Source organism: Planococcus sp. TJ-302 (assembly GCF_058268455.1).
This window is the reverse complement of sequence record NZ_JBZDOI010000003.1, coordinates 237,946-261,667: the sequence shown is the minus strand read 5'-3', so window position 1 is coordinate 261,667 and position 23,722 is coordinate 237,946. Positions and strand designations below refer to the sequence as shown.

Sequence of the window (23,722 nt, the reverse complement as noted above, 5' to 3'; positions counted from 1 at the left end):
CGCATGCCCAAATAAGCCGCCAAACGGCGGAAAACCTTTTTTGTAAAAATGGGCAGACGAATCCAATTTCTGTTGCGCCAAACTTTTGGCTTTTAAGAAAAAGGATTAGTTATCCATCGGCCACCCATCTTCCCTTCGGTTTAATAAATCCATACTATCACATTATTCTTTCTATTTCTCCTCAAACTTCAGATGCACCGGGTTCGCAATCTGCTCATAGCCAATTTCCCGGTAGATTTTATTGGAGGTCGGGTTGGCAAGATCTGTATACAGCATGACGAAATCGTATTCCTCCAGCAGCTCCTCAGTCACCTCGGCGACCAGTGTCCTCGCGTAGCTCCTGCGCCGGTATTTGGCCGGCGTAAAAACGAACGACACCGTGATGCCATGCTTCGAAGGACGCGCTTTCTTCATGCACGACACCATTTCTCCCCGATCCTCCCAAACGAAAACTTCTTTGCGTTCCAGAAATTCATCTATTTTCCGGGCTGCTTCCGCCGGCGTTGAAGCGGCGATGCCGGTATCCCGCTCGAACAGCAGCATCCATTCTTCTAACAGCGGCGCATCCTTACTGCTTGCGACGCGCCACGTGCCCGGACTTTTCGCCAGCTTCCGGTTCACTGAATCGGCGCGGTACAAGCCCTGGTTCATCACTTCTTTGGGCATTGTCCCTTTTTTGGCGGACCAAGCCCGTGCGAAGGCTTCCGCCGTCTGGCGATCGCCAATTATGGAATCCACCCAAATTCCCGAATCCATCAATTTTTCGGCAATGTTTTTTTCAAGTCCGGCATGCCCATTAAAAGTGATCAACTGCAAAGGATGAGGAGGCGTCATCAAGCACACCGCCGCAATTTCGCCGTTAGTTTTCGCAATTCCCAAATAATATTCCTCATATCGCCCTTTTTTGATCTGCTCCAAGATTCCAATGAACAAACTATATTCGTCTTCCCGTTTATATAGCAGCGCCTCAACCTGCTCTGCAAAGGCCATAGCATCGCTGTACATTTCCCATTCCATCCCGCTCACTCATTTCTCTAAAATCTTTCTATAACATCTTAATTGGCTAGAAAAAGGGAATTTCCTTCTTTCTCTTGCATTTTAATAAGCCGATGCAAGTTTTTTGGCTTTGCACCCGCCACAATTTCCAAATCAAGCACAAAAAAACCGTCCTTCAGCTTTGCCAGCTAGAAGGACAGTTTCGATGCTTCTATTCCAATTCCATTTGTTTTGTTTCAGTTCCAAGAAACGCTACGGCCATTGCACCGATGATGATGGCGACGCAGAAAATCGCAAAAATCCAGCCCACACCGTAATCAGCAGCCAACATGGTACCGACCAAAAGCGGTCCAAGAATACCTCCGATACGGCCAAATGACGCGGCCATGCCTGTCCCCGTCGCACGGATGACCGTCGGGTATTGCTCAGGTGAATAAGCATAAAGCGCTCCCCATGCCCCAAGATTGAAGAAGGAAAGGAAAATACCCGCTCCGATGAGCATGCCAAGGGTTTCCGCGTTGCCGAACACCAATGCGCTGGCCGCGGTTCCAAGCAGATACGTGACGAGCACGAATTTTCTTCCCATGCGTTCGATCAGCCAAGCTGCAGAGAAATATCCCGGCAGTTGTGCCAATGTCATGATGAGAACGTATTTAAAGCTTTGGATCAGCGTGAAGCCTTTCAATATCATAACGCTCGGCAGCCATAGGAACATGCCGTAATAAGAAAATACGACCATAAACCAGACAACCCACAGCATAATCGTCGGCCGCAGATATTTTTTAGACCAGACTTCTTTGATATTGGTCGATACAGAACGCAAAACATTCTTTTTCGCCGTGAATTGAGGAGAATCTGGTAAATTGATGCGCAAATACAACGCATAGAATGCCGGCAATGCCGTCAACAGCAAAGCTACCTGCCAGCCGTATGAAGGAATGATGAAATAAGAAATGATGGCCGCCAACAACCAGCCGGCTGCCCAAAAACTCTCGAGCAGCACGACGACGCGCCCGCGTTCTTTCGCCGGCACACTTTCAGAAACAAGCGTTGCAGCAACAGGCAGTTCTCCGCCAAGCCCCATGCCCACGAAGAAACGCAAAACCATGAACGCTGCGAGCGTTGTGGTGAAAGCGGAAAGTCCGCTTGCTACCGAGAATAATAAGAGCGTAATGATGAAAATCTTTTTTCTGCCCACCCGATCCGCGTAGATGCCGAAAACGAATGCTCCGACCGCCATCCCAATGGAGTTTACACTGCCAATCCAGCCCATCTGCTGAACCGACAAATTCCAATCCACTTTAAGCGCGGCGATGACGAACGACAAGATGCCGACATCCATCGCGTCAAATAGCCAGCCTAATCCCGCAACGCCCAATAATTTATTGCGCGAAATTCCAGTGATATTTTTTTCAGCTAGTGTAGCCATTCTAATCCCCCTTGTCTTTACACGTGTAATGCAGTGTCTTTACACCAATACTATACTCCTAGAATTTGTGCGCCGCAACAGTAGTGGAAATGTTTAACTTTTCGGAAAAATCAGTCCTGATTTTGGCGTTAAACACAAAAACCTCTTTATCCCTTACCCAGGGATAAAGAGGCCTACGCTTCCGGTGCATTTATGCCAACAGCACTAGGCTCAAAGCCATTACTGCCATACCGGCAATTAACCCATAAATCGATAAATGCGCTTCGTCGTAGCGTTTAGCTGCAGGCAATAGTTCATCCAGCGAAATGAAAACCATTAACCCTGCCACTCCGGCGAATATGATACCAAACAGCGTATCGCTCAAAAACGGCATCAAAATCAGCCATGCTACAATCGCTCCAATCGGCTCTGCTATGCCGGACAAGAAACTATATTTCAACGCTTTGCGTCGGCTTCCTGTCGCGTAATAAATCGGTACCGATACGGCAATGCCTTCCGGTATATTGTGGATCGCCACCGCAATAGCGATGGCAATACCAAGTCCTGGATCCTGAATGGCTGACATAAACGTCGCAATGCCTTCCGGAAAATTGTGGATCCCGATTGCCAATGCAGTGAAAATACCCATTTTCCGCAGCCGTGCGTATTCGTCGTTGGTCGGCCCTTCATCCATATCCTCTACCGTCCGCACTTCATGCGGGTTGCCGAGCTGCGGCAAAATCCGGTCAAGTATCGCCATGAAAATCATGCCGCCAAAAAATCCGGCAATCGTTAGCCAATAGCCCGCCGTATCGCCATGAGCACCCGTCAAAGAATCTTTCGCTTTAACAAAAATTTCAATCATTGATACATATATCATAACCCCTGCCGAAAAACCAAGGGATACCGACAGAAATTTCGTGTTGGTCCGGGATGCGAAAAAGGCGAGCAAACTGCCGATCCCTGTGGCCAATCCCGCGAATAACGTCAAGCCGAGCGCAAATAATACCGTACTGTCCATAATCTCGACGTCCTTCCGTTCTGATGATTAAGGTTATTGTACGATAAAAGTTTCCTGCCCACAACTTTTTTTAATGAAGAAAAATTTCCCATTATTCTTACTTATCCTCGTATGCGCAACAGTTCCCCGAGCTTCAGCCAATCCTCATCCTTCAACAAGCGAACCGGCGGATTATAGAACACACTGGCCGGATGGAATGTCGGAAATAGGTGATAATGCTGTTCCGTCTCCATAAACCGTTGATTTTCCTCGTCCCACTTTAAAATCGGCGTTTCCAACAGCACACCATGCAATTGCGTCACTTTCGCCTGAGGACCGATCAAACGCTGCAGCCCAACATTGCCGAGCGTTACGATCAGTGGCGGATTGAGATCATGGATTTCAGCGTCCAAAATAGGCGCATGGGCAATAATCTCTTTTTTAGTGGGCGCACGGTTGTATTTTCTTTCGGTTAAAGAGCCGTCCCGCTCTTTTTTGCTCCCCCATTTATACGGACGGCTGCGCACCGCGCTTGTGATGTAAACGTCCTCGCGCTCCAAACCGACGCCGCCAAGCGACGCCATCAATTCTTTTCCGGCCCTTCCTGTAAATGGAATCCCGGTTTCAATCTCGTTTTCGCCCGGCGCTTCCCCTACCAGCATTAATGCCGGGTTTCGCGTACCGCGGCTCCTGACAAAGCCGTCGACCGGGAATCCCTTTATGCGCTCTACCCCTAGCTTTACTAATTCATCTGATAATTCATACATAAAAAACACCTCGATTTTCTGTTATTCATTTTTAATGTAAGGTTTTCTAACGTTAATTAAAAATAAAGCTTGCATTGTCAGAATACATTGATTATGATGTTAACAAACCTAACACGAAGGAGGAGAGAACATGAAAAAGATCGAAACCATTATCCGTCCCTCGGTTTTCGCTGACGTCCGCCAAGCATTAGCGCTTGAAGGCATAGATGGATTGACCGTCACTGAAATCGCCGGCATCGGTAAACAGGAAGGGCGCACTGGCCTGTTCCGGGGAAATGCCTATACCATGGAATTTTCACCAAAAATAAAACTGGAAATGGTGGTCGATGATTCCAAAGTCGAAGACATCGTTCAAGCGCTGCTCGAGTATGCCGCTACTGGCGAAGTCGGAGACGGCAAGATTTTCATCCTACCGGTTGAAGAAGCTATTCGCATCAGAACAAAAGAACGCGGCACTATTGCCGTCGGATAAGGAGGAAATCAAATGGAAGCAGTCCAAAGTTCAGTAGATATGTTATGGGTAATGATTGGCACGATTTTGGTCTTTTTTATGCACGCGGGATTCGCTATGCTGGAAACCGGCTTTACCCGCTCCAAGAACACCTTGAACATTTTGATGAAAAACCTCATTACGGTTGGCCTCGGTTCTATCCTGTACTTTTTTGTCGGATTCGCCTTGATGTTCGGCACCTCGGCTTTCGGCATGGTCGGCACTGACGGGTTCCTGCTTGCCGGCCGTGAAGACATCAGCTTTTTTGTTTTCCAGGCGGTATTCGCTGCCACTTGCGCCACTATCATCTCCGGCGCGGTTGCAGAACGGATGAAATTGTCTGCTTATATCATGCTGACTGTGGCAATGACCGCCGTCATCTACCCGATTGTCGGGCATTGGGTGTGGGGCGGCGGCTGGCTTTCCCAAATCGGCTTTATCGATTTTGCCGGTTCGACCGTTGTGCATTTGACTGGTGCGACCGCCGCATTCGTTACAGCTTGGAAATTAGGGCCGCGTCTTGGGAAATACAGCGGCAAGATTGTCAACTCGATTCCTGGCCATAATTTGCCGCTTGGCGCACTTGGCGTCTTCATCTTATGGCTCGGCTGGTTCGGTTTCAATGGCGGGAGCACTCTTGCCGCCGATCCTGAACTCGTGCCTCCAGTCATTTTGAATACACTGCTTGCTGCATCAGCCGCAGTTATTTCTACAGCTCTTTATACCCGTTTCCGCTACGGCCGAATCGACCCTTCATTAACAATGAACGGGGCGCTTGCAGGATTAGTTGGCATTACCGCCGGCGCCGCCAATGTATCGTTCCTTGGGGCTATGGCAATCGGCCTTCTGGCTGGCATCATCATGACAGAAGCAGTCCGCATCCTCGACTCCAAAATCCGTGTCGATGATCCGGTCGGCGCCATCGCTGTCCATGGTGTAGGAGGCATTTGGGGAACTATCGCGCTAGGCTTCTTCGATACGTCAGGCGGGTTGCTTTACGGCGGCGGTGCAGAAACCCTCGGCATCCAGACAGTCGGCATTCTGGCTGTCATCGGATGGACTACGCTAGCATCCGGAATCGTTGTATACGCCGTCAATGCCATCTCGCCGATCCGCGTCTCTGCTGAAGAAGAAGAAAACGGCTTGGATTTTTCCGAACACGGTTCACAAGCATACGCTATGCAAGACGTCCTTCGCGGTTCAACTCCTTCCGCGGAATCATTCGCTACACGCTTGAACCGCATGGGCGAACGGCCAAGCACATCCAAACCTTAATCCCATCCAAAAAGCAGGGCTTCCGATAATGGAAGCCCTGCTTTTTTTATCTATTCTGCAGCTTTTTGCAGCTTTTCAAAGCGGTGTTCCCGGAACTCGTACCAGATAGCGACTGCTACGAATAATGTATACCCTGCGCACCAGCCGGCCAGCACGTCCGAAAAATAATGCTCGCCTCCAGCCACACGGGAAAGCCCGATCCCGGCAACCAGCCCTATCGCCGCAAGCCACACCAGCCATTTCCCAATTTCAGAAACCATGTACGTTGTTATGAAGTAAGCCGCTGTGAAAATATATAAGAGTCCGCCCATCGCATGCTCGGACGGGAAGCTATAGCTTTCCAGCTCTTGCGGCACCGGTGGGCGATCGCGGATTAACGCCTCTTTCAGCAGGACGTTCAACGCCTTTCCAGCTCCCACGGTCAGGAAAACAAAAAGCATCGCCCGGTAATTCCGGTGGTGGAACCATAAGTATAAAATCATGGCCATTCCCACTACGAAGAGCACCGGATCTTCGCCAAAGACCGACAGGCTGCCTAGCCACGCTAAACCATAGAGCTTGTCGGCAGCCCAGGCATCAATTTCTTTGAATTCCGGTGTCGAGTATGCCGTAATGATTGCAAAGAAACCAATTAACGTAGCCATTCCCAACGGATAAAAAATACGTCGCATGACCCCACCCTCTCCCTGTTGCTTCCATCTATTATAGCCCAATTTATCTGACTATTCAAAAACACCAAAAGACTCTCATCACTTTCCATGTTCTTGCTTAATTATAAAAAAGGCCATAGACATCCCGGATTTAGGGATTTGCCTACAGCCTATACAGCACGCTTTCTATTTTTATTGCTTGAATGCAGATTCCACGTCAGTGACCATCTGGCTCACCGATTGCAGACCTCCGCCTGACAGGTACCAATAATCCGGATCCAAGTAGATGATTTTCCCATTTTTATAGGCATCCGTTTTTTGCACCAATTCGTTTTCAAGCGAATCTTTCGCGCTGGCTTCATTGCCCACCGCGGCATTGCGGTCCACAACGAAAATCATACCAGGATTTTTCTCCAGAATGTATTCGAATGAGATGCTTTGTCCGTGCGTCGATACTTCCAGTCCTTCGTCCACCGCTTCTACACCAAAAACGTCATGGATAATGCCAAAACGTGAAGATGGCCCGTACGCACTGACTTTCCCTTCATTCGCCAAAACAATCAACGCTTGCGCTTGGGAACTGCTGACCGTTTCTTTCACTTGTTCAATCTGTTCAGTAATCGCTGACAGCTCTTCTTTCACTTGCTCTTCTTTATGGAAGATTTCCCCGATCAATTCCATGTTGCCCGTGAAAGATTCCATGTAATTATCGGTATCGACTGCGATATGTACAGTCGGTGCAATTGCTGCGTATTCTTCATACATGTCCGCTTGGCGCCCGGAAATGATGATCAAGTCCGGTTTCATTGCATTGATTGCCTCAAAATCCGCTTCTTTCAATGTCCCGACGTTCTCATACTTTTCCGTGTCCGCGTATTTATCAAGGTATGCCGGCAATGATTCCTGCGGGACACCTGCTGCTTCTATGCCCAATTTGTCCATGGTATCAAGAACGCCGAAATCGAAGACGACGACTTTCTCCGGATTTTTTTCAAAAGTCGTTTCGCCCAATTCGTGCGTTACGGTCATCGTCTCTTTTTCCTGTGCTTCAGCTGTAGCCGATTCTTCCTTTTCCCCAGCGCCGCATGCTGCAAGTACGCCAGCCACCAATAACGCCATTGCAATCAATAGCCATTTTTTCATCTCAATCAAACTCCCTTTTTTATGTATTATTTTTTAAAATGCAATTTACGAATTGAAATAAACACAGATCCGGCAATTGTCCATCTGCTGAATCGGGATGTCCATGTCATAGATTTCCTTCAACGCCGCAGATTGGATGATTTCTTCGGTAGTCCCGTCTTTAACGACGCGGCCATTTTTCAGCGCCACGATACGGTCGGAATAGACCGACGCAAAATTAATGTCGTGAAGCACGATGACGACAGTTTTACCAAGGTCGTCGACGAGGCGGCGCAGGATTTTCATGATTTGCACAGAATGCTTCATGTCCAAATTATTGAGCGGCTCGTCGAGCAGAACGTAATCAGTATCCTGCGCAATGACCATGGCAATAAACGCACGCTGGCGCTGGCCGCCAGACAATTCATCCAAATAGCTCTGCTGCATGCTTTCCAAATCCATATAGCCGATTGCCTGGTCGACCATTTTCTCATCCTCGCCATTCAAGCGACCTTTCGAGTACGGAAAGCGTCCGAAAGACACTAGTTCGCGGACGGTCAAGCGCACATCCATGTAATTCGATTGCTTTAATATCGATACGCGTTTCGATAAATCGTTGGCTTTCATTTTCTTCGTATTGGTGGAATCGATAAGTACTTCTCCAGTGTCCGCGTCAAGAAGCCGGCTGACCATGGAAAGGAGCGTCGACTTCCCGGCACCGTTCGGCCCGATGAATGACGTGATTTTGCCGCGCTGGATATCGACAGAGACATTCTCGACTACTAGTTTTTTCCCATATAGCTTTGTTAATTCCCGAACTTGGATCATTTGGATCGACTCTCCTTCAATAATAGATAGATGAAGTAAATTCCACCGATGAAATTGATGATGACGCTAAGCGTTGTATTGAAAGTGAAAACCCGCTCGACGACCCATTGCCCTCCCACCAAAGCAATGATGCTGATGACGATAGCGCCTGTTAGGTGCACCGAATGCTTATACGATTTGAAAAATTGATACGACAAGTTCGCCACAATCAGCCCGAAAAACGTAATCGGCCCCACAAGCGCGGTCGCGATGGCAATGAGCACAGCCGACAGCACCAACATCCCTTTTACCAAAGAATCATAATTGACACCCAAATTTACCGCTGCGTCACGCCCAAGCGACAAGACGTCCAATGACGCGTTATGGCGCCAGGCAACCGCAACAAGCACGGCGACAAAAGCAAGTGAAGTCCAAACGAGGTCCGCGTTGACGTTATTGAAGCTGGCAAACATCCGGTCTTGGACCATCTGGAATTCATTGGGGTCGATCAGCACTTGCAGAAACGTGGAAATGCTGGAAAAGAACGTCCCGAAGATGATGCCGATCAGCAGCAGGAAATAGATGGGCTGGTTGCCTTTTTTAAACAGCAATCGGTAGAACAGCAACGCGAAGACCACCATGACTGCAATCGACAACAGGAAATTCACTTGTTTGTTGAGAATCGTCACGTGGTCGGAGCCAAGAAAGAAAATCAGCAAAGTCTGCAGCAGCATATACAGCGAATCGAGGCCCATCACACTCGGCGTCAAAATGCGGTTATGGGTGATGGTCTGGAACACGACCGTTGCATAAGCGATCGCCACACCCGTCAACACCATCGCAAAGACCTTGACTCCGCGCCGCGGCAGCGCATAATCGAAACTGCCGTTCAAGTCGTGGAATAAATACAACGAGCATGCCGCCAAAGCCAAGCCGGCCAATAAAATCATTTTATGTACGTTACGCATATGCCCTCCTCCTAAACAACAGGAACAGGAAAATGGCGCTGCCGATGACGCCAACCATCAAGCTGATCGAGATTTCGTACGGATAAATGAGCACCCTGCCCAAAATGTCACAGAGCAATAAGAAAATCGCACCGAGCATCGCAGTATGGGGCAATGTCTTTTGCAAGTGGTCCCCTTTGAAAATGGAGACGATGTTCGGGATGATGAGCCCGAGAAACGGGATCATGCCGACCGTCAGCACGACTGTCGCCGTAATCAGCGCAACCAGCACCAGGCCGACATTAACGACGCTGCGGTATTTCAAGCCGAGGTTCTTGGAAAAATCCTCCCCCATGCCGGCGACCGTAAAGCGGTTGGCATAAATATAGGCGATGATGAAAACAGGCACGCTGATGTAGAGCAATTCGTAGCTGCCTTTCATGATCATGGAAAAATCGCCTTGCAGCCAAGCCGACATGTTCTGGATGACATCCGCCCGGTAAGCGAAAAAGGTGGTGATCGAAGACAGAATGTTGCCGAACATCAACCCGACAAGCGGGATGAAAATCGCATCCTTGAACTTGATGCGGTCCAAAATCTGCATGAAAAGGAATGTCCCGGCAAGTGCAAAAGCGAACGCCACAACCATCTTTTCCAGCATGCTGGCATTGGCGAACATAAGCATCGACACCAAAATTCCAAGCCTTGTGGCGTCGAGCGTCCCGGCCGTCGTCGGGGAAACGAATTTATTGCGGCTCAATTGCTGCATGATTAGCCCTGCCATGCTCATCCCAGCGCCCGCCAATAAAATCGCAACCAGCCGCGGCAGGCGGCTGATCAGAAATATCTGCGTTTCCTCCGACTGAAAGTTCAGCAAATCAATCGGGCTGATAGAGCTGACCCCGACAAATAGAGAGACGAATGACAGTATGATCAATATGGGTATTAAAATACGTTTCTTCATAACTGCCCCTCATCTTAGATAATTAAAATCTCAGTAAGAATGATAATCATTATCACTTACCAACCTTTTTAGTATATCATGAGGAAAAGAACAATCAATAGTTAATTGAGAATTATTTTCATTTAAAATTTATCATAGAACTAGCTATCTACATTCACTCCGGACGCTTTGGGCAGAGCAAAGACGATTGTTTCTGTCCCTGTCTCTGTCCCTGCATCGCTACGCTAGCTTCGGGACATGAAAGACCGTTGCATCGCTTCGCTAGCTTCGAAACATGAAAGTGCGTTGCTCCTGCGCAAGCTCGTCGCAAAGGAGGTGCCAAAAGTATTCGGCACCTCCTTGACTCCCGCAATAAGCCGGGAAGAACATCCGCGGCAAGCGAGGCTATTTTGCGCAGTATCAATAAGATGAAAAAAACGACAATTACTTCAGAAAACGAAATAAATGTCGTTTATTCGCTTGAATTGGCTTATACTTTTCCTTATGACAAAATTTCCGAGGTGGTCCATCAATGAGATTAAAGCAATTTTTCAAGTATTATAAACCGCATAGACGGCTTTTCATCGTCGATTTCACGAGCGCAGTCATTGTCGCCATTCTGGAATTGGCTTTTCCTGTCGCTGTCCAATGGTTCATCGACGACCTGTTGCCAAGCGGTGAATGGAATACGGTTGTAACAGTCAGCGTCCTGCTGCTCGCGGTGTTCCTGCTTAGCACGTTCCTGCAATTCGTCGTCAGTTACCTCGGCCACGTACTCGGCATCAATATCGAAACAGATATGCGCGAGGAATTATTCACGCATGTGCAGCGGCAGTCTTTCCGCTTTTTCGACAACACCAAGACCGGCCATGTTATGAGCCGCATCACCAACGATTTGTTCGATATCGGCGAACTCGCCCACCATGGCCCTGAAGATTTTTTCATTGCCATCATGACATTTTTCGGTGCATTCGGCATCATGTTCTGGATCAATCCGAAACTCGCTTTGGTCACGCTGATCGTTATTCCGTTCTTGATTTGGCTCATCACATACTGCAACATCAAGATGAACGGCGCCTGGAGCAGCATGTACGGGAAAATCGCTGATGTCAATGGACGGGTAGAGGACAGCGTTTCCGGCGCCCGCGTCGTTCAGTCTTTCACCAATGAAGAATTCGAAATCAGCCGTTTCAAAAAAGACAACGGCCGCTTCCGGGTCGCAAAGATTGTCGCCTATAAAGTCATGGCCGCAACGCATTCAAGCATCTATATGATGACCCGCCTTTTGACACTGCTGGTTCTCGTCTATGGAGCTTGGCTTAATTACCAAAACGAATTGTCCTACGGGGAATTGGTCAGCTTCGTGCTGTTTCTCAATGTACTGATCAAACCGATTGATAAAATCAGCGCATTGCTGGAGCTTTATCCGAAAGGGATGGCCGGCTTTGGCCGCTTCCAGGAATTGATGGAGCAAGAACCCGAGATTTTGGACCGCCCCGACGCTATCGAAGTCAGCGGATTAAAAGGCAATATTCTTTTCGAAGATGTCCATTTCGCTTACGATGGCCATAAAAGCGTGTTGAACGGCATCGATTTGTCCGTGCGATCCGGCGAAACCGTCGCATTTGTCGGGCCATCCGGTGCCGGCAAGACGACGATCTGCTCGTTGATCCCGCGCTTTTACGACATTCAAGAAGGCAGCATCACCATCGACAATATTGATATCCGCGACATGACGATGCATTCACTGCGTTCGAATATCGGCATCGTGCAGCAGGATGTCTTCTTATTCACCGGTACCATCCGCGAAAACATCGCTTACGGAAAACGCAATGCCAGCGAAGAAGAAATTCTGGCTGCAGCGAGAAAAGCCCATCTGGAAGACTTCGTCCGCAAATTACCGGACGGCTATGAAACGCAGATCGGTGAACGCGGCTTGAAATTGTCAGGCGGCCAAAAGCAGCGCTTAGCCATTGCCCGCATGTTCCTGAAAAATCCGCCGATCCTGATTTTGGACGAAGCGACGTCCGCACTCGACACGGAAACGGAACGCATCATTCAAGAAGCACTCGCCGAACTTGCGGAAAACCGTACGACACTCATCATCGCGCATCGCCTGGCTACCATCCGTGACGCAGACCGTGTGATCGTTGTCACCGAAGACGGCATCGCGGAACAAGGCGGCTACAGCGAGCTGCTTGAGCAAAACGGCATTTTCGCCAATCTTCACCGCATTCAATTTCAAAATTAACGATTCTTTTCTTCTTGAAAACCTGAAAACAAAAAGGAGCACCTGCCAATGCTGGCGGGTGCTCCTTTTATTTATTTTCCGATGACGAATTCTTGGAAGCGGTCATAATCCACGCTGCCAAGTTCTACTTTGATGACTGTGCCATTTTCTTCGTATTCAGTATCCAGTATGGTAGCTGAATCGCTCAAATAAGCAACGATGTCCCCTCTGTCAAAAGGAATGAGCATCCGGCATGTTACATGCCCGGCAAAAATATGCCCCTTGATTTTCTCTAGCAGTTCATCCAGTCCTTCGCCTTCTTTAGCGGACATCCAAAGCCCGTCGCCGCTGATTTTCGGATAAGGGACACCCGCCAAGTCCGACTTGTTATAAATAAACAGCGTCGGTATATTTTCCACGCCGACTTCATGCAAAGTGGCGTTTGTGACATCCATCATGTGGCGGTATTCGTCATTCGACACATCAACGACATGCAATAGCAAATCCGAGTTGCGTGCCTCTTCCAGCGTTGAGCGGAAAGCTTTCACCAGATGGTGCGGCAGCTTGCTGACAAAGCCTACTGTATCCGACAACAGAAAATGCTTATTGTCTTCTAGCACGATTTTTCTTACCGACGTATCGAGCGTGGCAAACAGCATGTCTTTTTCAAACACTTTTTTCTCTTCGCCCTGGCCCGTTTTTGCCAATAAACCATTCATGATCGTCGATTTGCCGGCATTTGTGTAGCCGACTAGCGAAACGACCGGCGTACCTGTGCGGGTCCGCTGTTTGCGCTGCGTTTCGCGCTGTGCGCGGATGTGCTCCAATTCTTTATGGAGTTTCGATAACTGGTCTTCGATTTTACGGCGATCAAGCTCCAATTTTGTTTCACCGGCACCCCTATTTGAAAAGCCGCCGCTGCTGCCTCCTCCTTGGCGTCCAAGCGAGGCACGCAAGCCGACAAGGCGCGGGAGCATGTATTGCAACTGAGCCAATTCGACCTGCACCTGTGCTTCGCGAGTTTTTGCGCGGCGCGAGAAAATATCCAGGATGAGCATTGTTCGGTCAATGACTTTGCATTCCAGTTCTTCTTCAAGATTGCGGATTTGCGATGGCGACAATTCATCATTAAAAATGATGAGGTTTGCTTCTGCTTCTTCATAAAACGCTTTGATTTCTTCGACTTTCCCTTTTCCTACATAAGTAGCGGGATGGATGCGATCTAAATTCTGCATCACTTCCCCCACCACTTCAACCTCGCAGGCTTCCGCTAAATTGCGCAGTTCTTCCATTTCATACTCAAAATGGAGATCCTGCTGCAGCTGAACTCCCACAAGAATCGCTTTTTCAATCAATGTATCCATTCGTTTTCCTCCTCAGCCTGCGGAACTCTTTCCCTTTATGACAAAAAGAAGAGTTTCCACTCTTCTTTTAATGCCATACATTCCGTTCACTTTTGCTGTGCTTCTCTTATCATATATTCCCGTTCTCCGGAACGCAATAAACCCCTTCTTCAAAAACGATGCGTTTTGTGCCACCGACAAGGCGCACTTCTTCCAAGCGTTCTTTGTTGCTTGCTGTTTCACGGAACTCAAAGCGGCAATTCGCCGCTTTCAGCTTGCCTTGCAGGATTTTGCGGAACAGCCTCTCGCTTTCCGGAACATCATGAACACCGAAAATACAAACTTCGACATGGAGCTTTTCATTGGCAGATCTGATGGCATTCCTTTCCCGCAATGCTTCATACCGCTCCCTGTCGCTTTGCTGCCACTCGATGAAAAACGGGGCCGGAAAAGCGTCTGAAACTTCTTGTTCGATAAAGAGCATTTTCCAACGGATGGTTTCTCCGGTTCCAGTTTTGCGTTCCGCATCCAATACGCCTGTCGTTTCAAATCCTTCTTCCCGGAGCCGCTTGTTTAGGCTGACAATATCATCAGTCCTTAAGCAAATCGTCCCGAACCCTTCCCCGTCATGCAACAGCAGTTTTGTCAACGGATGGTCGGCCCGCTCGGCAACCGAACGATCCGCCAGCGCAAGCCATTCGATGTAGCAATCCTTCATATAAAACAGCGCGTTGTGGGTGCCCCACTGGATATGCTGTCCACCGGGCGCAGCATGGAAACCGTAAGACTCCCATGCTTCGACAGCTTTTGTAGGCTCACTCCTCGTAAAATGCACAATATGATCTAAAAACATTGTTCCACCTCTTTTTCATTATCCTTCTTAAAACTATATCCAAAAATCAAAAGAAAACAAAAGCTCCAGCCTTCTTTTATAAAGGCTGGAGCTTTGCAAATATTATTATTTAACAGGTTTTTCTTTGATAAGGCGTTCAGTTTCATTGAATTCTTCATCAATTTCAGCATTTTCTTTGTATGTCGCCAAACTTACAGCGACTGCAACAATAGCACACAAGAAGAATCCTGGAATAATTTCATATAGATTAACGGCAAATTCCGCATCTAGCATATCCCAAATAATAACGGTCAAGGCTCCGACAATCATTCCGGAAAGTGCGCCCCATGTAGTCAGCTTGCGCCAGAATAATGATAACAGGATAATCGGCCCGAACGCGGCTCCAAATCCGGCCCATGCATAAGCAACCAAATCCAATATCGTGTTATTCTGCTCCCAAGCAAGGAAACCTGCTATTAAGGAGATGGCTAAGACCGCAAGACGGCCCAATAAAACGTATTTTTTATCAGAAGCGACTTTCTTAAAAGCGATTTTGTATAAATCTTCTACTAATGCAGAAGAAGTTACAATCAACTGGGAAGAAATAGTGCTCATGATTGCCGCAAGTACGGCGGCCAGCATAAAGCCGGCAATCAATGGATGGAAGAAAATTTGGCCCAAGACGATGAAGACGCCTTCCGGATCAACCAATGTTGCATCCGGGTTTTGTTGGAAATACGCAATACCGACTAAAGCAGTCGAAACAGCGCCGATTAAGCTTAAAATCATCCAGCTGATACCGATGCGGCGAGCCTGTCGAACTTCTTTCAAAGAACCAATTGCCATAAAACGGACGATGATATGCGGCTGGCCGAAATAACCCAGCCCCCAAGCAGCAGCAGAAATGATTCCGATAAGCGACGCGCCTGTCAGACTGAGCATTGCCGGATCCACCGAGCGGATTGTATCCGCCGTTTCCGCAAAGCCGCCTGTTTTGAAAACGCCGATGATCGGAACCGCAATCAGTGCCAGGAACATCATTAAGCCCTGTACAAAGTCCGTGTAGCTAACTGCTAGAAACCCTCCGAACAAAGTATAGGCAACGACAACCCCTGAGACGATCAGCAGGCCAAGGTGGTAGTCAAGGCCGAAAGAACTCTCAAAGAAAACTCCTCCTGCAACCATTCCGGACGACACGTAAAACGTGAAGAACACAAGAATGATGATGCCTGAAACAATCCGCAGCAAACGCGAAGTGTCTTTCAGGCGGTTTTCAAGAAAACTCGGAATCGTGATTGAATCGCTTGTAACGAATGAATAAATTCGCAGTCGTGGAGCAACGAAAAACCAATTTAAGTAAGCACCTATAACTAGGCCAATGGCAATCCACCCTTCCACTAGACCGCTGACATAGATGGCACCGGGCAAGCCCATCAAAAGCCATCCAGACATGTCTGCCGCGCCGGCGCTCAAAGCACCGACCGCTGCGCCAAGGCCGCGTCCGCCAAGCATGTAATCTGTCAAATTCACTGTCTTTTTGTAAGAATAATAACCGATCCACAGCATTAGAGCCATATAAATAGCCAAAGCAATGATTTGATACGTAGTATCTGACATATTCCATCTCTCCTTTCGTCTATAGTTTATCATTTTCTAAATTTATTAACAGCAGAATTTTGTTTTGACGTTGCTGAAAATGGGGAAATTATAGCCAAGGAGGCGATAGCCATGCCGTGGGATAAAAACGATTACCCGGATTCATTCAAAAACTTGAATGCCGATGTGCGGAACAAAGCCATTGAAATAGCGAACGCCCTTTTAAGAGAAGGCTACGAAGAAGGACGCGCGATTCCGATTGCCATGGACCAGGCACGGAAGAGCGTCGAAGGCGGAGAAGAGAAGGTTGTTTTTGAGATCAGGGCTCATGACGAAGGTTGGCAGCTTAAGAAAAAAGACAGTAAAAAGGCGCTTTTGATCGAAGACACCAAAGAGGACCTGATGGGCGAAGCGAAACGATACGCCAACAAGCACCACGGTGAACTGCACATTTATACGAAAGATGGTTCCCTCGAAGAGAAATTATACGAAACCTAACGAAAAATCCGCTGCCTTCATAGGCAGCGGATTTCTTATTTAAACCAGCCCTTTTCCTTGAAACGGGAAATGGCTTCGATGCGGTTCCCTACTTCCAGCTTATCCAAAATCGTTGAAATGTAATTTCGAACAGTGCCAGTGGTGATAAACAATTCTTTTGCAATCTCTTTGGTGCTTCTGCCTTCTGCAATCAATTCCATGACCTGATTTTCCCTTTCTGTCAGCGGATTCGCATCCGCATATGCAAGGTCGACCAGTTCCGGCGCGTAAATACGGCGCCCCTCCATAATCGTACGGATTGAGGCAGCCAAGTCTTCACTCGGGCTGTCTTTCAGCAAATAGCCGCTGACCCCTGCTTTCCGTGCCCGTTCAAAATAGCCGGAGCGGGCAAACGTCGTCAAGATAATTATTTTGCATGGCTCGTCTTTCAGCGCCTCTGCAGCATCCAGCCCGCTCTTGACGGGCATTTCGATGTCTGTGATGACGATATCGGGCTGCAGCTTTTTGACCAGCTCAATCGTCTCTTCACCGTTCGTAGCTTTTCCCACGACTTCCATATCTTCTTCAAGGTCGAGCAATGACCCGAGCGCTCCGAGCATCATGCGCTGATCCTCTGCCAATACGATCCGTATCACACCAATTCCTCCTTCGGCTTCTGATAAAGAATGACATTCGGAACACGGATGTTCAAAGTGACGCCATCCGCCTTCTTGATTTCCACGCTGCCATTGACGAATTCCAGGCGTTCGCGCATTCCGGCGATGCCATTTCCATGGTTCCAATGAGCGCCTTCGATGCCGACGCCGTCATCCTGGACCTGCACCAGGATTTCTTGCGCATTCTGCTTGACCAGGATGCTGCAACGGCTTGCGCTGCTGTGTTTGACGACATTCGTCACCGCTTCCTTCAGACACATGCTCAGGACATTCTCCACCAATGGCGGCGTGTTGTGAAGCTTGGAATTTCCGTGCAATACAAAATCGATATCTGCCGCTTTCAGGATCTGCTGGATCCGCAGCAACTCGTCTTCAAGCTTCGTGCCCCGCATACCCGATACCAGTTCTCGCACTTCTTTCAAAGCTGTTCGCGCAGTTTGGCGGATATCATTGATTTCATTCATCGCAGCTTCGGGATTCCGCTGCATCAACTTTCCGGCAAGATCACTTTTGAGCCCAATAAGCGACAGTTTCTGCCCAAGCGTATCGTGCAGGTCGCGGGCTATCCGCTCACGCTCTTCGATGACAATCAATTGGGAAATCCGTTTGTTGGCATCTTCCAACTGGCCTTCCAGCTTTTCACGCTTATGACGGTTGTAGGTGTTGAATGGCAGCAGGATAATCCCCAAAATACTCAAAACAATAAAGGGCAATTGAGCGGTGTAGAGCGCTTCGTGTAGTATAATCCCGATTGTCACCGCCAGGATGGTGGTCCCGATATGAATGCCGTAAACAATGAAGAATCCGACTTTGTTACGGATATTGCCGACAAAAAACGCCAGGAAAATAGCCAGATACACATAACCGAACATAAAGATCATGCCAATGTTAATCGCTATTTCAGCGCCAATCCACACATACATGAATCCGGTTTTCGAGTTGAATGACAGCCGATACGACAAAAAGAACAACCCTAACAACAGGATCCCCAATGTAATTTCCAGCGGCGATGAAGAACGAAAGATGAAAAAGAATGGCAAGATACAGAAGATTACCCAGGCATATAAGCTGAGCCATGGGTTTTTCGGAAATATTTGGTACCAGCTTTGCATAATCTCGCCCCTCGATTCACTATTATTCTTTATCATATCAAATAATGGAAAAAAGAAAAAACCATTCATCAGAATGGTTTTTTCTTTAAGTGATTAAGCTGCAATTTTGTTTTCGTTCAGCAAATGCTTGATGTCACCGAAAGTGACAAATGTTTTGTTTTTTGCATCATATAATTTAAAGCGCAATGATTTAAGGCTTGATTTGATTGTAATTGTTGTCGCTTGTTGAAGCGGCGGAGTGGATTCATGCGCTTTTTCCAAATTGTAGTTCGGAACACGCGGGCTTAGATGGTGCACATGATGGAAACCGATGTTGCCAGTTACCCATTGAAGCACTTTTGGAAGTTTGTAATATGAACTTCCTTCTACAGCCGCTTTCACGTAATCCCATTCGCTTTCATCTTCAAAATACGAATCTTCGAATGTGTGCTGTACATAGAACAACCAAATGCCCAATGCTCCTGCAATAAACATTGTTAATCCTTGAACGATCACAAATGCCTGCCAACCGATTGCCCAGATAAGCAATGAGTAGATAACGACTAGGGAGATGTTGATCAAATACGTGTTATTGCGTTCTTTTTTGCGTGCATCTTTGCGGTTGAAACGGCTGGAAATTAAGACTAGGAATAGTGGTCCAATACCGAACATTACCAATGGGTTGCGGTACATGCGGTACTTGAAACGTACCCACTTTGAAGCTTCGACGTACTCTTCGATTGTCATGACCCAAATATCGCCGACGCCGCGTTTGTCGAGGTTTCCGCTTGAAGCATGGTGGATAGAGTGCTCGCGTTTCCATTTTTCATAAGCGAAAAGCGTCAGAATGCCCGTAATCGTACCGACTACAGCGTTCGCTTTTTTGTTTTTGAAGAATGATCCGTGTGTGCAGTCATGGAAAATGATGAATGTGCGGATAACGAATCCGGCCGCGATAGCTGAGAATCCGACTGTCAACCAAATCGAGATATCCAATGTCAAGTAAGCCAAAACCCATGAAATGATGAATGGCGGAATGGTGTTCATTATTTGACGTACACTTGCTTTTACGTCTGACCCTTCAAAAGGGGCGATGAATTTTCGCAATTGTGCTGTTTTTTCTCTGCTCATATTCTTCCTCCTACTATCCATGCTCAAGCGGCTGGATAACTTATTATCCTAATCATAAAGATTCTGCACCTGACAAATAAGTCATAAACGCCTGTTTCCTACATGACACTTGTCATGTATTTCGCAAATCTGACTTTCTGCTTTTTTGCAAATGCATTCCACTTGGGCTAAGAAGAAATATTGGAAAAAGGAGTTTTCCGTGACCGGCACGCTAACAATCATCATAATCTTTTCAATCCCTCTAGTCGCTAGTATCGGTTCCTACTGGCTCAAACACGCCGAAATGAAAAATCAATGAATCGGGGAAGAGCAGGAACTCAAAAAAATTAAACACGAAAATTTCATCCTGGAAACTGAGAAGCTGCGCTGAGAATTTGAAAAGATGAAATGGGAACAGGAGCAAAAAGATCGGAATTTGTTTCAGAAATAAGGAAAAGGCATGCCGCTGGTCACACGCGGCATGCCTTTTTCAGGCAAAAACATCCCTTTCAATTTGTTTCAATTCATAGAAATAAGCTTTTTTCCGCATCAAGTCGCTATATGTCCCGCTTTCAACAATCCTTCCGTTGTCCATGACAATGATCTGATCCATCTGGCTAAGGGCAGCTAAATCGTGGCTCACGACGATGAAAGACTCGCCTTTGCCGCGGCTGAAAAGTTCCGAATAAATGGCTTGGGCAGTGACGCTGTCTACCGATGAAACCGGTTCATCAAGCAGCCAGAGCGGCTTTTTCCGAATTATTGCCCGGGCAATAGCCAAGCGTTGCTTTTGGCCGCCCGATAAGTTTTGCCCCTTTTCTCCGACTTTCATCGACAGCGCCAATTCATCCAGCTGAACCTGCGACAGCGCCGATTCCAATTGTCCATCGGACGCCGATTCATTGGCAATCAGCAAGTTGCTCTTAATCGTCCCAAAAAAGAAATGGTTTTCCTGGAGCACGACATTCATGCTTTTCCATACTTCTTCTTGGTCTAGTTTTCCAAGCGCACGTCCGCCAAGGCGAATCGTTCCTTCGTCCGGCTCTAAGATATTCAATAGGAGCTGAAGAAGCGTCGACTTACCTGAACCGCTCGGGCCCACGATTGCTGTTTTCGTACCCGGCGAAATTTGCAGTGAGATGCCACTTAAAGCCGCGCGTTCTTCCCCCCTGTAAGTGAAGTTAATGTTGTCCAATGTGAGATCAAACGGCCATTCCGGCGGCGGCTCTGTCCCTTTCAAGACGGGCGCGGCTGGCGCAACTTCATTCAGACGGCTGGCCGCTTTGCGGTTTTCTTCGAAATGAGCCGGAAATGCCGCCATCGGCGAGACATTCTCAAATGCCCCCAACGAAATCATCACCAGCATGGCGAGGTATAAACCATCCAATTCGCCTGCCGCTACAAAATACGCGCCGAGGCCCAGTACAAAAAATGACGCGAGGAGTGCAACCAATCCATTCACCGACTGGCTCAGGTTTTCTTCAAGCCCCTCTTTGCGCTGCTGGCCTCCATAATGACCTGAGAAATCCTCTAGCTGCTGTTGCTTTTGTTCAAGCCGTTGGTGGATCTTCAAATCGCGAAAGCCATATAACAGCTCGGCCGATTCTGTTGAAAGCGCAGCGCGGCTTGCCCGTGCAGCATTATTGATAGTCCGTTGCCGCAGTGCAAAGAACGCCGGCACCGCAAAAACCGTCAAGAATGCACCGATAGCAATGACCGCTGCGATTCCAATAGAGAAAAAGGCGCTAAAGAAAATCGTGCTGAGAAATACAAGAAGCAGTACAATTGGCGGGTACAGGACGCGCAGCAGAAAATTCTGCAGGCTCTCAACATCGCCGACAATGCGCGCCAGCAAATCACCGCTCCGGTACTGGCTAAAAATGCCTGGTGCCAACGGCGATAGTTTTTCAAAAAAGGACGAACGCAAATTGCTGAGCATCGTGAACGTTGCACGATGGGAAAACAACCTTTCCGCGTAGCGACTCAAAGCAGAAGCCAATCCGAACAGTTTTAAGCAGGCACCCATGACGATTAAAATCGTCATCTGCGAAGTCAAAGCCGCACGCGAAATCAAGTAGCCGCTGGAAGCCAGAAGCGCGACTCCTGCAACGCCTGCCAGAAAGCCGAAGAATACCGCGAGCGTCACATCTCTTTTTTCGCGGAGCGTCAAAAGGATCATTTGTTTCAATCCGCTCATTGCAGGACACCTCCAAGTTGCGCTTCGATCATATTCCGGTACAGAGGCTCAGAACTCAATAATTCCGTATGCGAGCCGGCTCCAGCAAGTTTTCCGTTATCAAGAACGATAATCATATCCGCCTTTTTGATCGTGTGGAGCCTGTGGGCGACGGTCAATACAGTAGCCCGTTTGCCGAGCTCAGCCATGGATTCTTGTAAAATCCGTTCGGTTTTCAAGTCCAGCCCAGTTGTCGGTTCATCGAATAATATGAGGGACGGCTGCTTTAGGAATGCACGCGCCAAAGCGATGCGCTGTTTCTCCCCTCCGGACAAGCCTCTGCCCGCTTCGCCTACCGGGGTATCGAGTCCTTGTTTCAAAGACAGGACCATCTCAGCGATTCCCGCTTGTTTTGCAGCTGCCATAATTTCTTCATCGGCCACATTCCTTCCTGCGCCCAAAGCGATGTTCTCTTTGATGGATCCGGCGAATAAATACGGATTTTGGGAAATATAACTCATTTGGCTGAACCAAGACTGCTCTGATATGTTTTGCCTATCCATTCCATTCACCAGCAGGCGGCCGCCAGTCAGCGGCAGCAAACCGGCTATCGCATGCAGCAGTGTTGTTTTGCCCGACCCGCTTTTACCGATAAAAGCGACATTGCTGAACGCTGGAATCTGCAGTGTGGCGGGACCAAGAGAAAATCCACTGCCGTACCGGAATTCCAAATCATCCAGTTCCAACACACCGGGGCCTTGTGCCAATTCAGTGTTGCCGAAGCGGACCGGTTCGGTCTTTTTCGTTAATTCCTCCGATAACCCGCCAGCCGCAGCCGCACTGCTTCTGCCAGTATGGAACGCACTCCCGAAATCTTTCAGCATATTGAAAAAATCCGGCACGAGAATCATGACGAAAAACGCTGTAAAGAAAGTCAGGCTGTCGAATACAACAAGGCGCAGCCCGATTTCAAGTGCGATGATTCCCATGCTCAACATCGAAATATATTCCAGCATCAAAGAAGACAAAAATGCGGATTTCAGCACTTCCATCGTGGAATCCCGGAAATCAAGACTGCTCTTTTTGATGGTTTCTTGTTGGCGGTCCGCCTGTCCCATCAGTTTCAATGTAGTGAGGCCTTGAAGAACGTCCAAAAACGTTCCTGAGAATTGTCCGAGCTTTTCCATTTGTTCATCCGCTTTTTCTTTTGTGCGGATTCCCACGAGCGCCATGAATACCGGGATAAACGGTGCTGTTACTAAAATGATCAGCCCCGTTATCCAATGCTGGTAAAAAATGACCGCAAGCAGCATGATCGGAATGATATAAGTTTGAATCATTTGTGGGATATATTTGCTGAAATAGCCGTCTACTTCATCGACTGCGTCCATGAGCAAACTCACTTTCCGGCCCGACTGGCCATGCTCCGAAGCCAATAGCGGATCTGCTGCAAACGAAGAAATCAGTTGCCGGCGCAGCTTCAATTTCACTTTAGCCGAAAACTCGACTCCTGCACGGCCAATTGCGTAGCCACAGAAGGCGCGCAGCAAAATGGCGCCCAATAACCCATATAAATAAGGTGTGATTTCTGCGAACGCAGCATCTTCAAGAAAAACGCCATTGACGGCAAGCACAAAAAACAATGCTTGCCCGACCATTGACGCTCCTTTGGCAATTGATGCTGCCGTAAGCAGAACCATCCATTTTTTCTGTTCAAATGCGAGCTGTTTCAACTCCATTGTCCCATTCTCCCTTTCGATTGCCCATGCCTCTATTATAAAGCAA

General features: G+C 48.0%; 21 protein-coding genes. 4 read left to right on the top strand and 17 right to left on the bottom strand.

Annotation, left to right across the window (positions count from 1 at the left end):
* Positions 1-171 precede the first annotated feature (171 nt).
* The 4 genes from AC4EHB_RS14160 to AC4EHB_RS14145 form a co-directional block, all read right to left on the bottom strand.
* Complete coding sequence (locus AC4EHB_RS14160) at positions 172-1,017, bottom strand: GNAT family N-acetyltransferase (protein WP_490976105.1); 846 nt, start codon at positions 1,015-1,017, stop codon at positions 172-174.
* A gap of 190 nt (positions 1,018-1,207) precedes the next feature.
* Positions 1,208-2,425, bottom strand: coding sequence for an MFS transporter (locus tag AC4EHB_RS14155; protein ID WP_490976106.1), 1,218 nt, complete (start codon positions 2,423-2,425; stop codon positions 1,208-1,210).
* A 190-nt stretch (positions 2,426-2,615) separates the two neighbouring features.
* Positions 2,616-3,425, bottom strand: a complete 810-nt coding sequence (gene zupT / locus AC4EHB_RS14150; RefSeq protein ID WP_490976107.1) for a zinc transporter ZupT — start codon at positions 3,423-3,425, stop codon at positions 2,616-2,618.
* Between the two features lie 101 nt (positions 3,426-3,526).
* Complete coding sequence (locus AC4EHB_RS14145; protein ID WP_490976108.1) at positions 3,527-4,171, bottom strand: uracil-DNA glycosylase; 645 nt, start codon at positions 4,169-4,171, stop codon at positions 3,527-3,529.
* A gap of 130 nt (positions 4,172-4,301) precedes the next feature.
* Here AC4EHB_RS14145 and AC4EHB_RS14140 point away from each other — a divergent pair, with 130 nt between their 5' ends.
* Both AC4EHB_RS14140 and AC4EHB_RS14135 read left to right on the top strand, forming a co-directional pair.
* Positions 4,302-4,643, top strand: coding sequence for a P-II family nitrogen regulator (locus AC4EHB_RS14140; RefSeq protein WP_490976109.1), 342 nt, complete (start codon positions 4,302-4,304; stop codon positions 4,641-4,643).
* 12 nt (positions 4,644-4,655) lie between these two features.
* Entirely contained in the window at positions 4,656-5,936 is a 1,281-nt protein-coding gene (locus tag AC4EHB_RS14135) for an ammonium transporter (RefSeq protein ID WP_490976110.1), read from the top strand.
* A 50-nt stretch (positions 5,937-5,986) separates the two neighbouring features.
* On the opposite strand, the gene AC4EHB_RS14130 is transcribed toward AC4EHB_RS14135, so the two are convergent.
* The 5 genes from AC4EHB_RS14130 to AC4EHB_RS14110 all read right to left on the bottom strand — a co-directional run bounded on the left by AC4EHB_RS14130 (position 5,987) and on the right by AC4EHB_RS14110 (position 10,426).
* Entirely contained in the window at positions 5,987-6,607 is a 621-nt protein-coding gene (locus AC4EHB_RS14130) for a phosphatase PAP2 family protein (protein WP_490976111.1), read from the bottom strand.
* A 171-nt stretch (positions 6,608-6,778) separates the two neighbouring features.
* Entirely contained in the window at positions 6,779-7,729 is a 951-nt protein-coding gene (locus AC4EHB_RS14125) for a siderophore ABC transporter substrate-binding protein (RefSeq protein ID WP_490981889.1), read from the bottom strand.
* A 45-nt stretch (positions 7,730-7,774) separates the two neighbouring features.
* Positions 7,775-8,536 carry an iron ABC transporter ATP-binding protein gene (locus tag AC4EHB_RS14120; RefSeq protein WP_490976113.1) on the bottom strand — a complete coding sequence of 254 codons (762 nt, stop codon included), beginning with the start codon at positions 8,534-8,536 and terminating at the stop codon, positions 7,775-7,777.
* The gene (locus AC4EHB_RS14115; RefSeq protein WP_490981888.1) at positions 8,533-9,483 is read right to left on the bottom strand and encodes an iron chelate uptake ABC transporter family permease subunit; all 951 of its coding nucleotides are present in this window, start codon (positions 9,481-9,483) and stop codon (positions 8,533-8,535) included. The genes AC4EHB_RS14120 and AC4EHB_RS14115 overlap by 4 nt, the downstream gene beginning before the upstream one ends.
* Positions 9,476-10,426, bottom strand: coding sequence for an ABC transporter permease (locus tag AC4EHB_RS14110; RefSeq protein ID WP_490981887.1), 951 nt, complete (start codon positions 10,424-10,426; stop codon positions 9,476-9,478). Before AC4EHB_RS14110 ends, AC4EHB_RS14115 begins: the two co-directional genes overlap by 8 nt.
* A 511-nt stretch (positions 10,427-10,937) precedes the next feature.
* On the opposite strand from AC4EHB_RS14110, the gene AC4EHB_RS14105 reads away from it, so the two are divergent.
* Positions 10,938-12,656 carry an ABC transporter ATP-binding protein gene (locus AC4EHB_RS14105; RefSeq protein WP_490976116.1) on the top strand — a complete coding sequence of 573 codons (1,719 nt, stop codon included), beginning with the start codon at positions 10,938-10,940 and terminating at the stop codon, positions 12,654-12,656.
* Positions 12,657-12,727: 71 nt separating this feature from the next.
* Here the strand turns inward: AC4EHB_RS14105 and hflX are convergent, their stop codons facing one another.
* The 3 genes from hflX to putP form a co-directional block, all read right to left on the bottom strand.
* Positions 12,728-13,999, bottom strand: coding sequence for a GTPase HflX (hflX, locus tag AC4EHB_RS14100; RefSeq protein WP_490976117.1), 1,272 nt, complete (start codon positions 13,997-13,999; stop codon positions 12,728-12,730).
* A 109-nt stretch (positions 14,000-14,108) separates the two neighbouring features.
* A complete protein-coding gene (locus AC4EHB_RS14095) occupies positions 14,109-14,831 on the bottom strand; it encodes a VOC family protein (protein WP_490981886.1) in 723 nt (240 codons plus the stop codon).
* 105 nt (positions 14,832-14,936) lie between these two features.
* Positions 14,937-16,427 carry a sodium/proline symporter PutP gene (putP, locus tag AC4EHB_RS14090; protein WP_490976119.1) on the bottom strand — a complete coding sequence of 497 codons (1,491 nt, stop codon included), beginning with the start codon at positions 16,425-16,427 and terminating at the stop codon, positions 14,937-14,939.
* A gap of 111 nt (positions 16,428-16,538) precedes the next feature.
* Here putP and AC4EHB_RS14085 point away from each other — a divergent pair, with 111 nt between their 5' ends.
* Positions 16,539-16,904: a DUF2188 domain-containing protein gene (locus tag AC4EHB_RS14085; protein ID WP_490976120.1), complete on the top strand. Its 366-nt coding sequence runs from the start codon at positions 16,539-16,541 to the stop codon at positions 16,902-16,904.
* Positions 16,905-16,939: 35 nt separating this feature from the next.
* Here AC4EHB_RS14085 and AC4EHB_RS14080 read toward each other — a convergent pair whose 3' ends face one another.
* The 5 genes from AC4EHB_RS14080 to cydD all read right to left on the bottom strand — a co-directional run bounded on the left by AC4EHB_RS14080 (position 16,940) and on the right by cydD (position 23,676).
* Positions 16,940-17,539 (bottom strand): response regulator, encoded by a 600-nt coding sequence (locus AC4EHB_RS14080; protein ID WP_490976121.1) that lies wholly within the window; start codon positions 17,537-17,539, stop codon positions 16,940-16,942.
* On the bottom strand, positions 17,536-18,672 hold the full coding sequence (locus AC4EHB_RS14075) for a sensor histidine kinase (protein WP_490976122.1): 1,137 nt from the start codon (positions 18,670-18,672) through the stop codon (positions 17,536-17,538). Before AC4EHB_RS14075 ends, AC4EHB_RS14080 begins: the two co-directional genes overlap by 4 nt.
* Before the next feature lie 93 nt (positions 18,673-18,765).
* Positions 18,766-19,782 carry a Delta(5) desaturase DesA gene (gene desA / locus AC4EHB_RS14070; protein WP_490976123.1) on the bottom strand — a complete coding sequence of 339 codons (1,017 nt, stop codon included), beginning with the start codon at positions 19,780-19,782 and terminating at the stop codon, positions 18,766-18,768.
* A 469-nt stretch (positions 19,783-20,251) separates the two neighbouring features.
* Positions 20,252-21,958, bottom strand: a complete 1,707-nt coding sequence (gene cydC, locus AC4EHB_RS14065) for a thiol reductant ABC exporter subunit CydC (protein ID WP_490981885.1) — start codon at positions 21,956-21,958, stop codon at positions 20,252-20,254.
* Entirely contained in the window at positions 21,955-23,676 is a 1,722-nt protein-coding gene (gene cydD, locus AC4EHB_RS14060; protein WP_490981884.1) for a thiol reductant ABC exporter subunit CydD, read from the bottom strand. Before cydD ends, cydC begins: the two co-directional genes overlap by 4 nt.
* Positions 23,677-23,722: the final 46 nt, after the last annotated feature.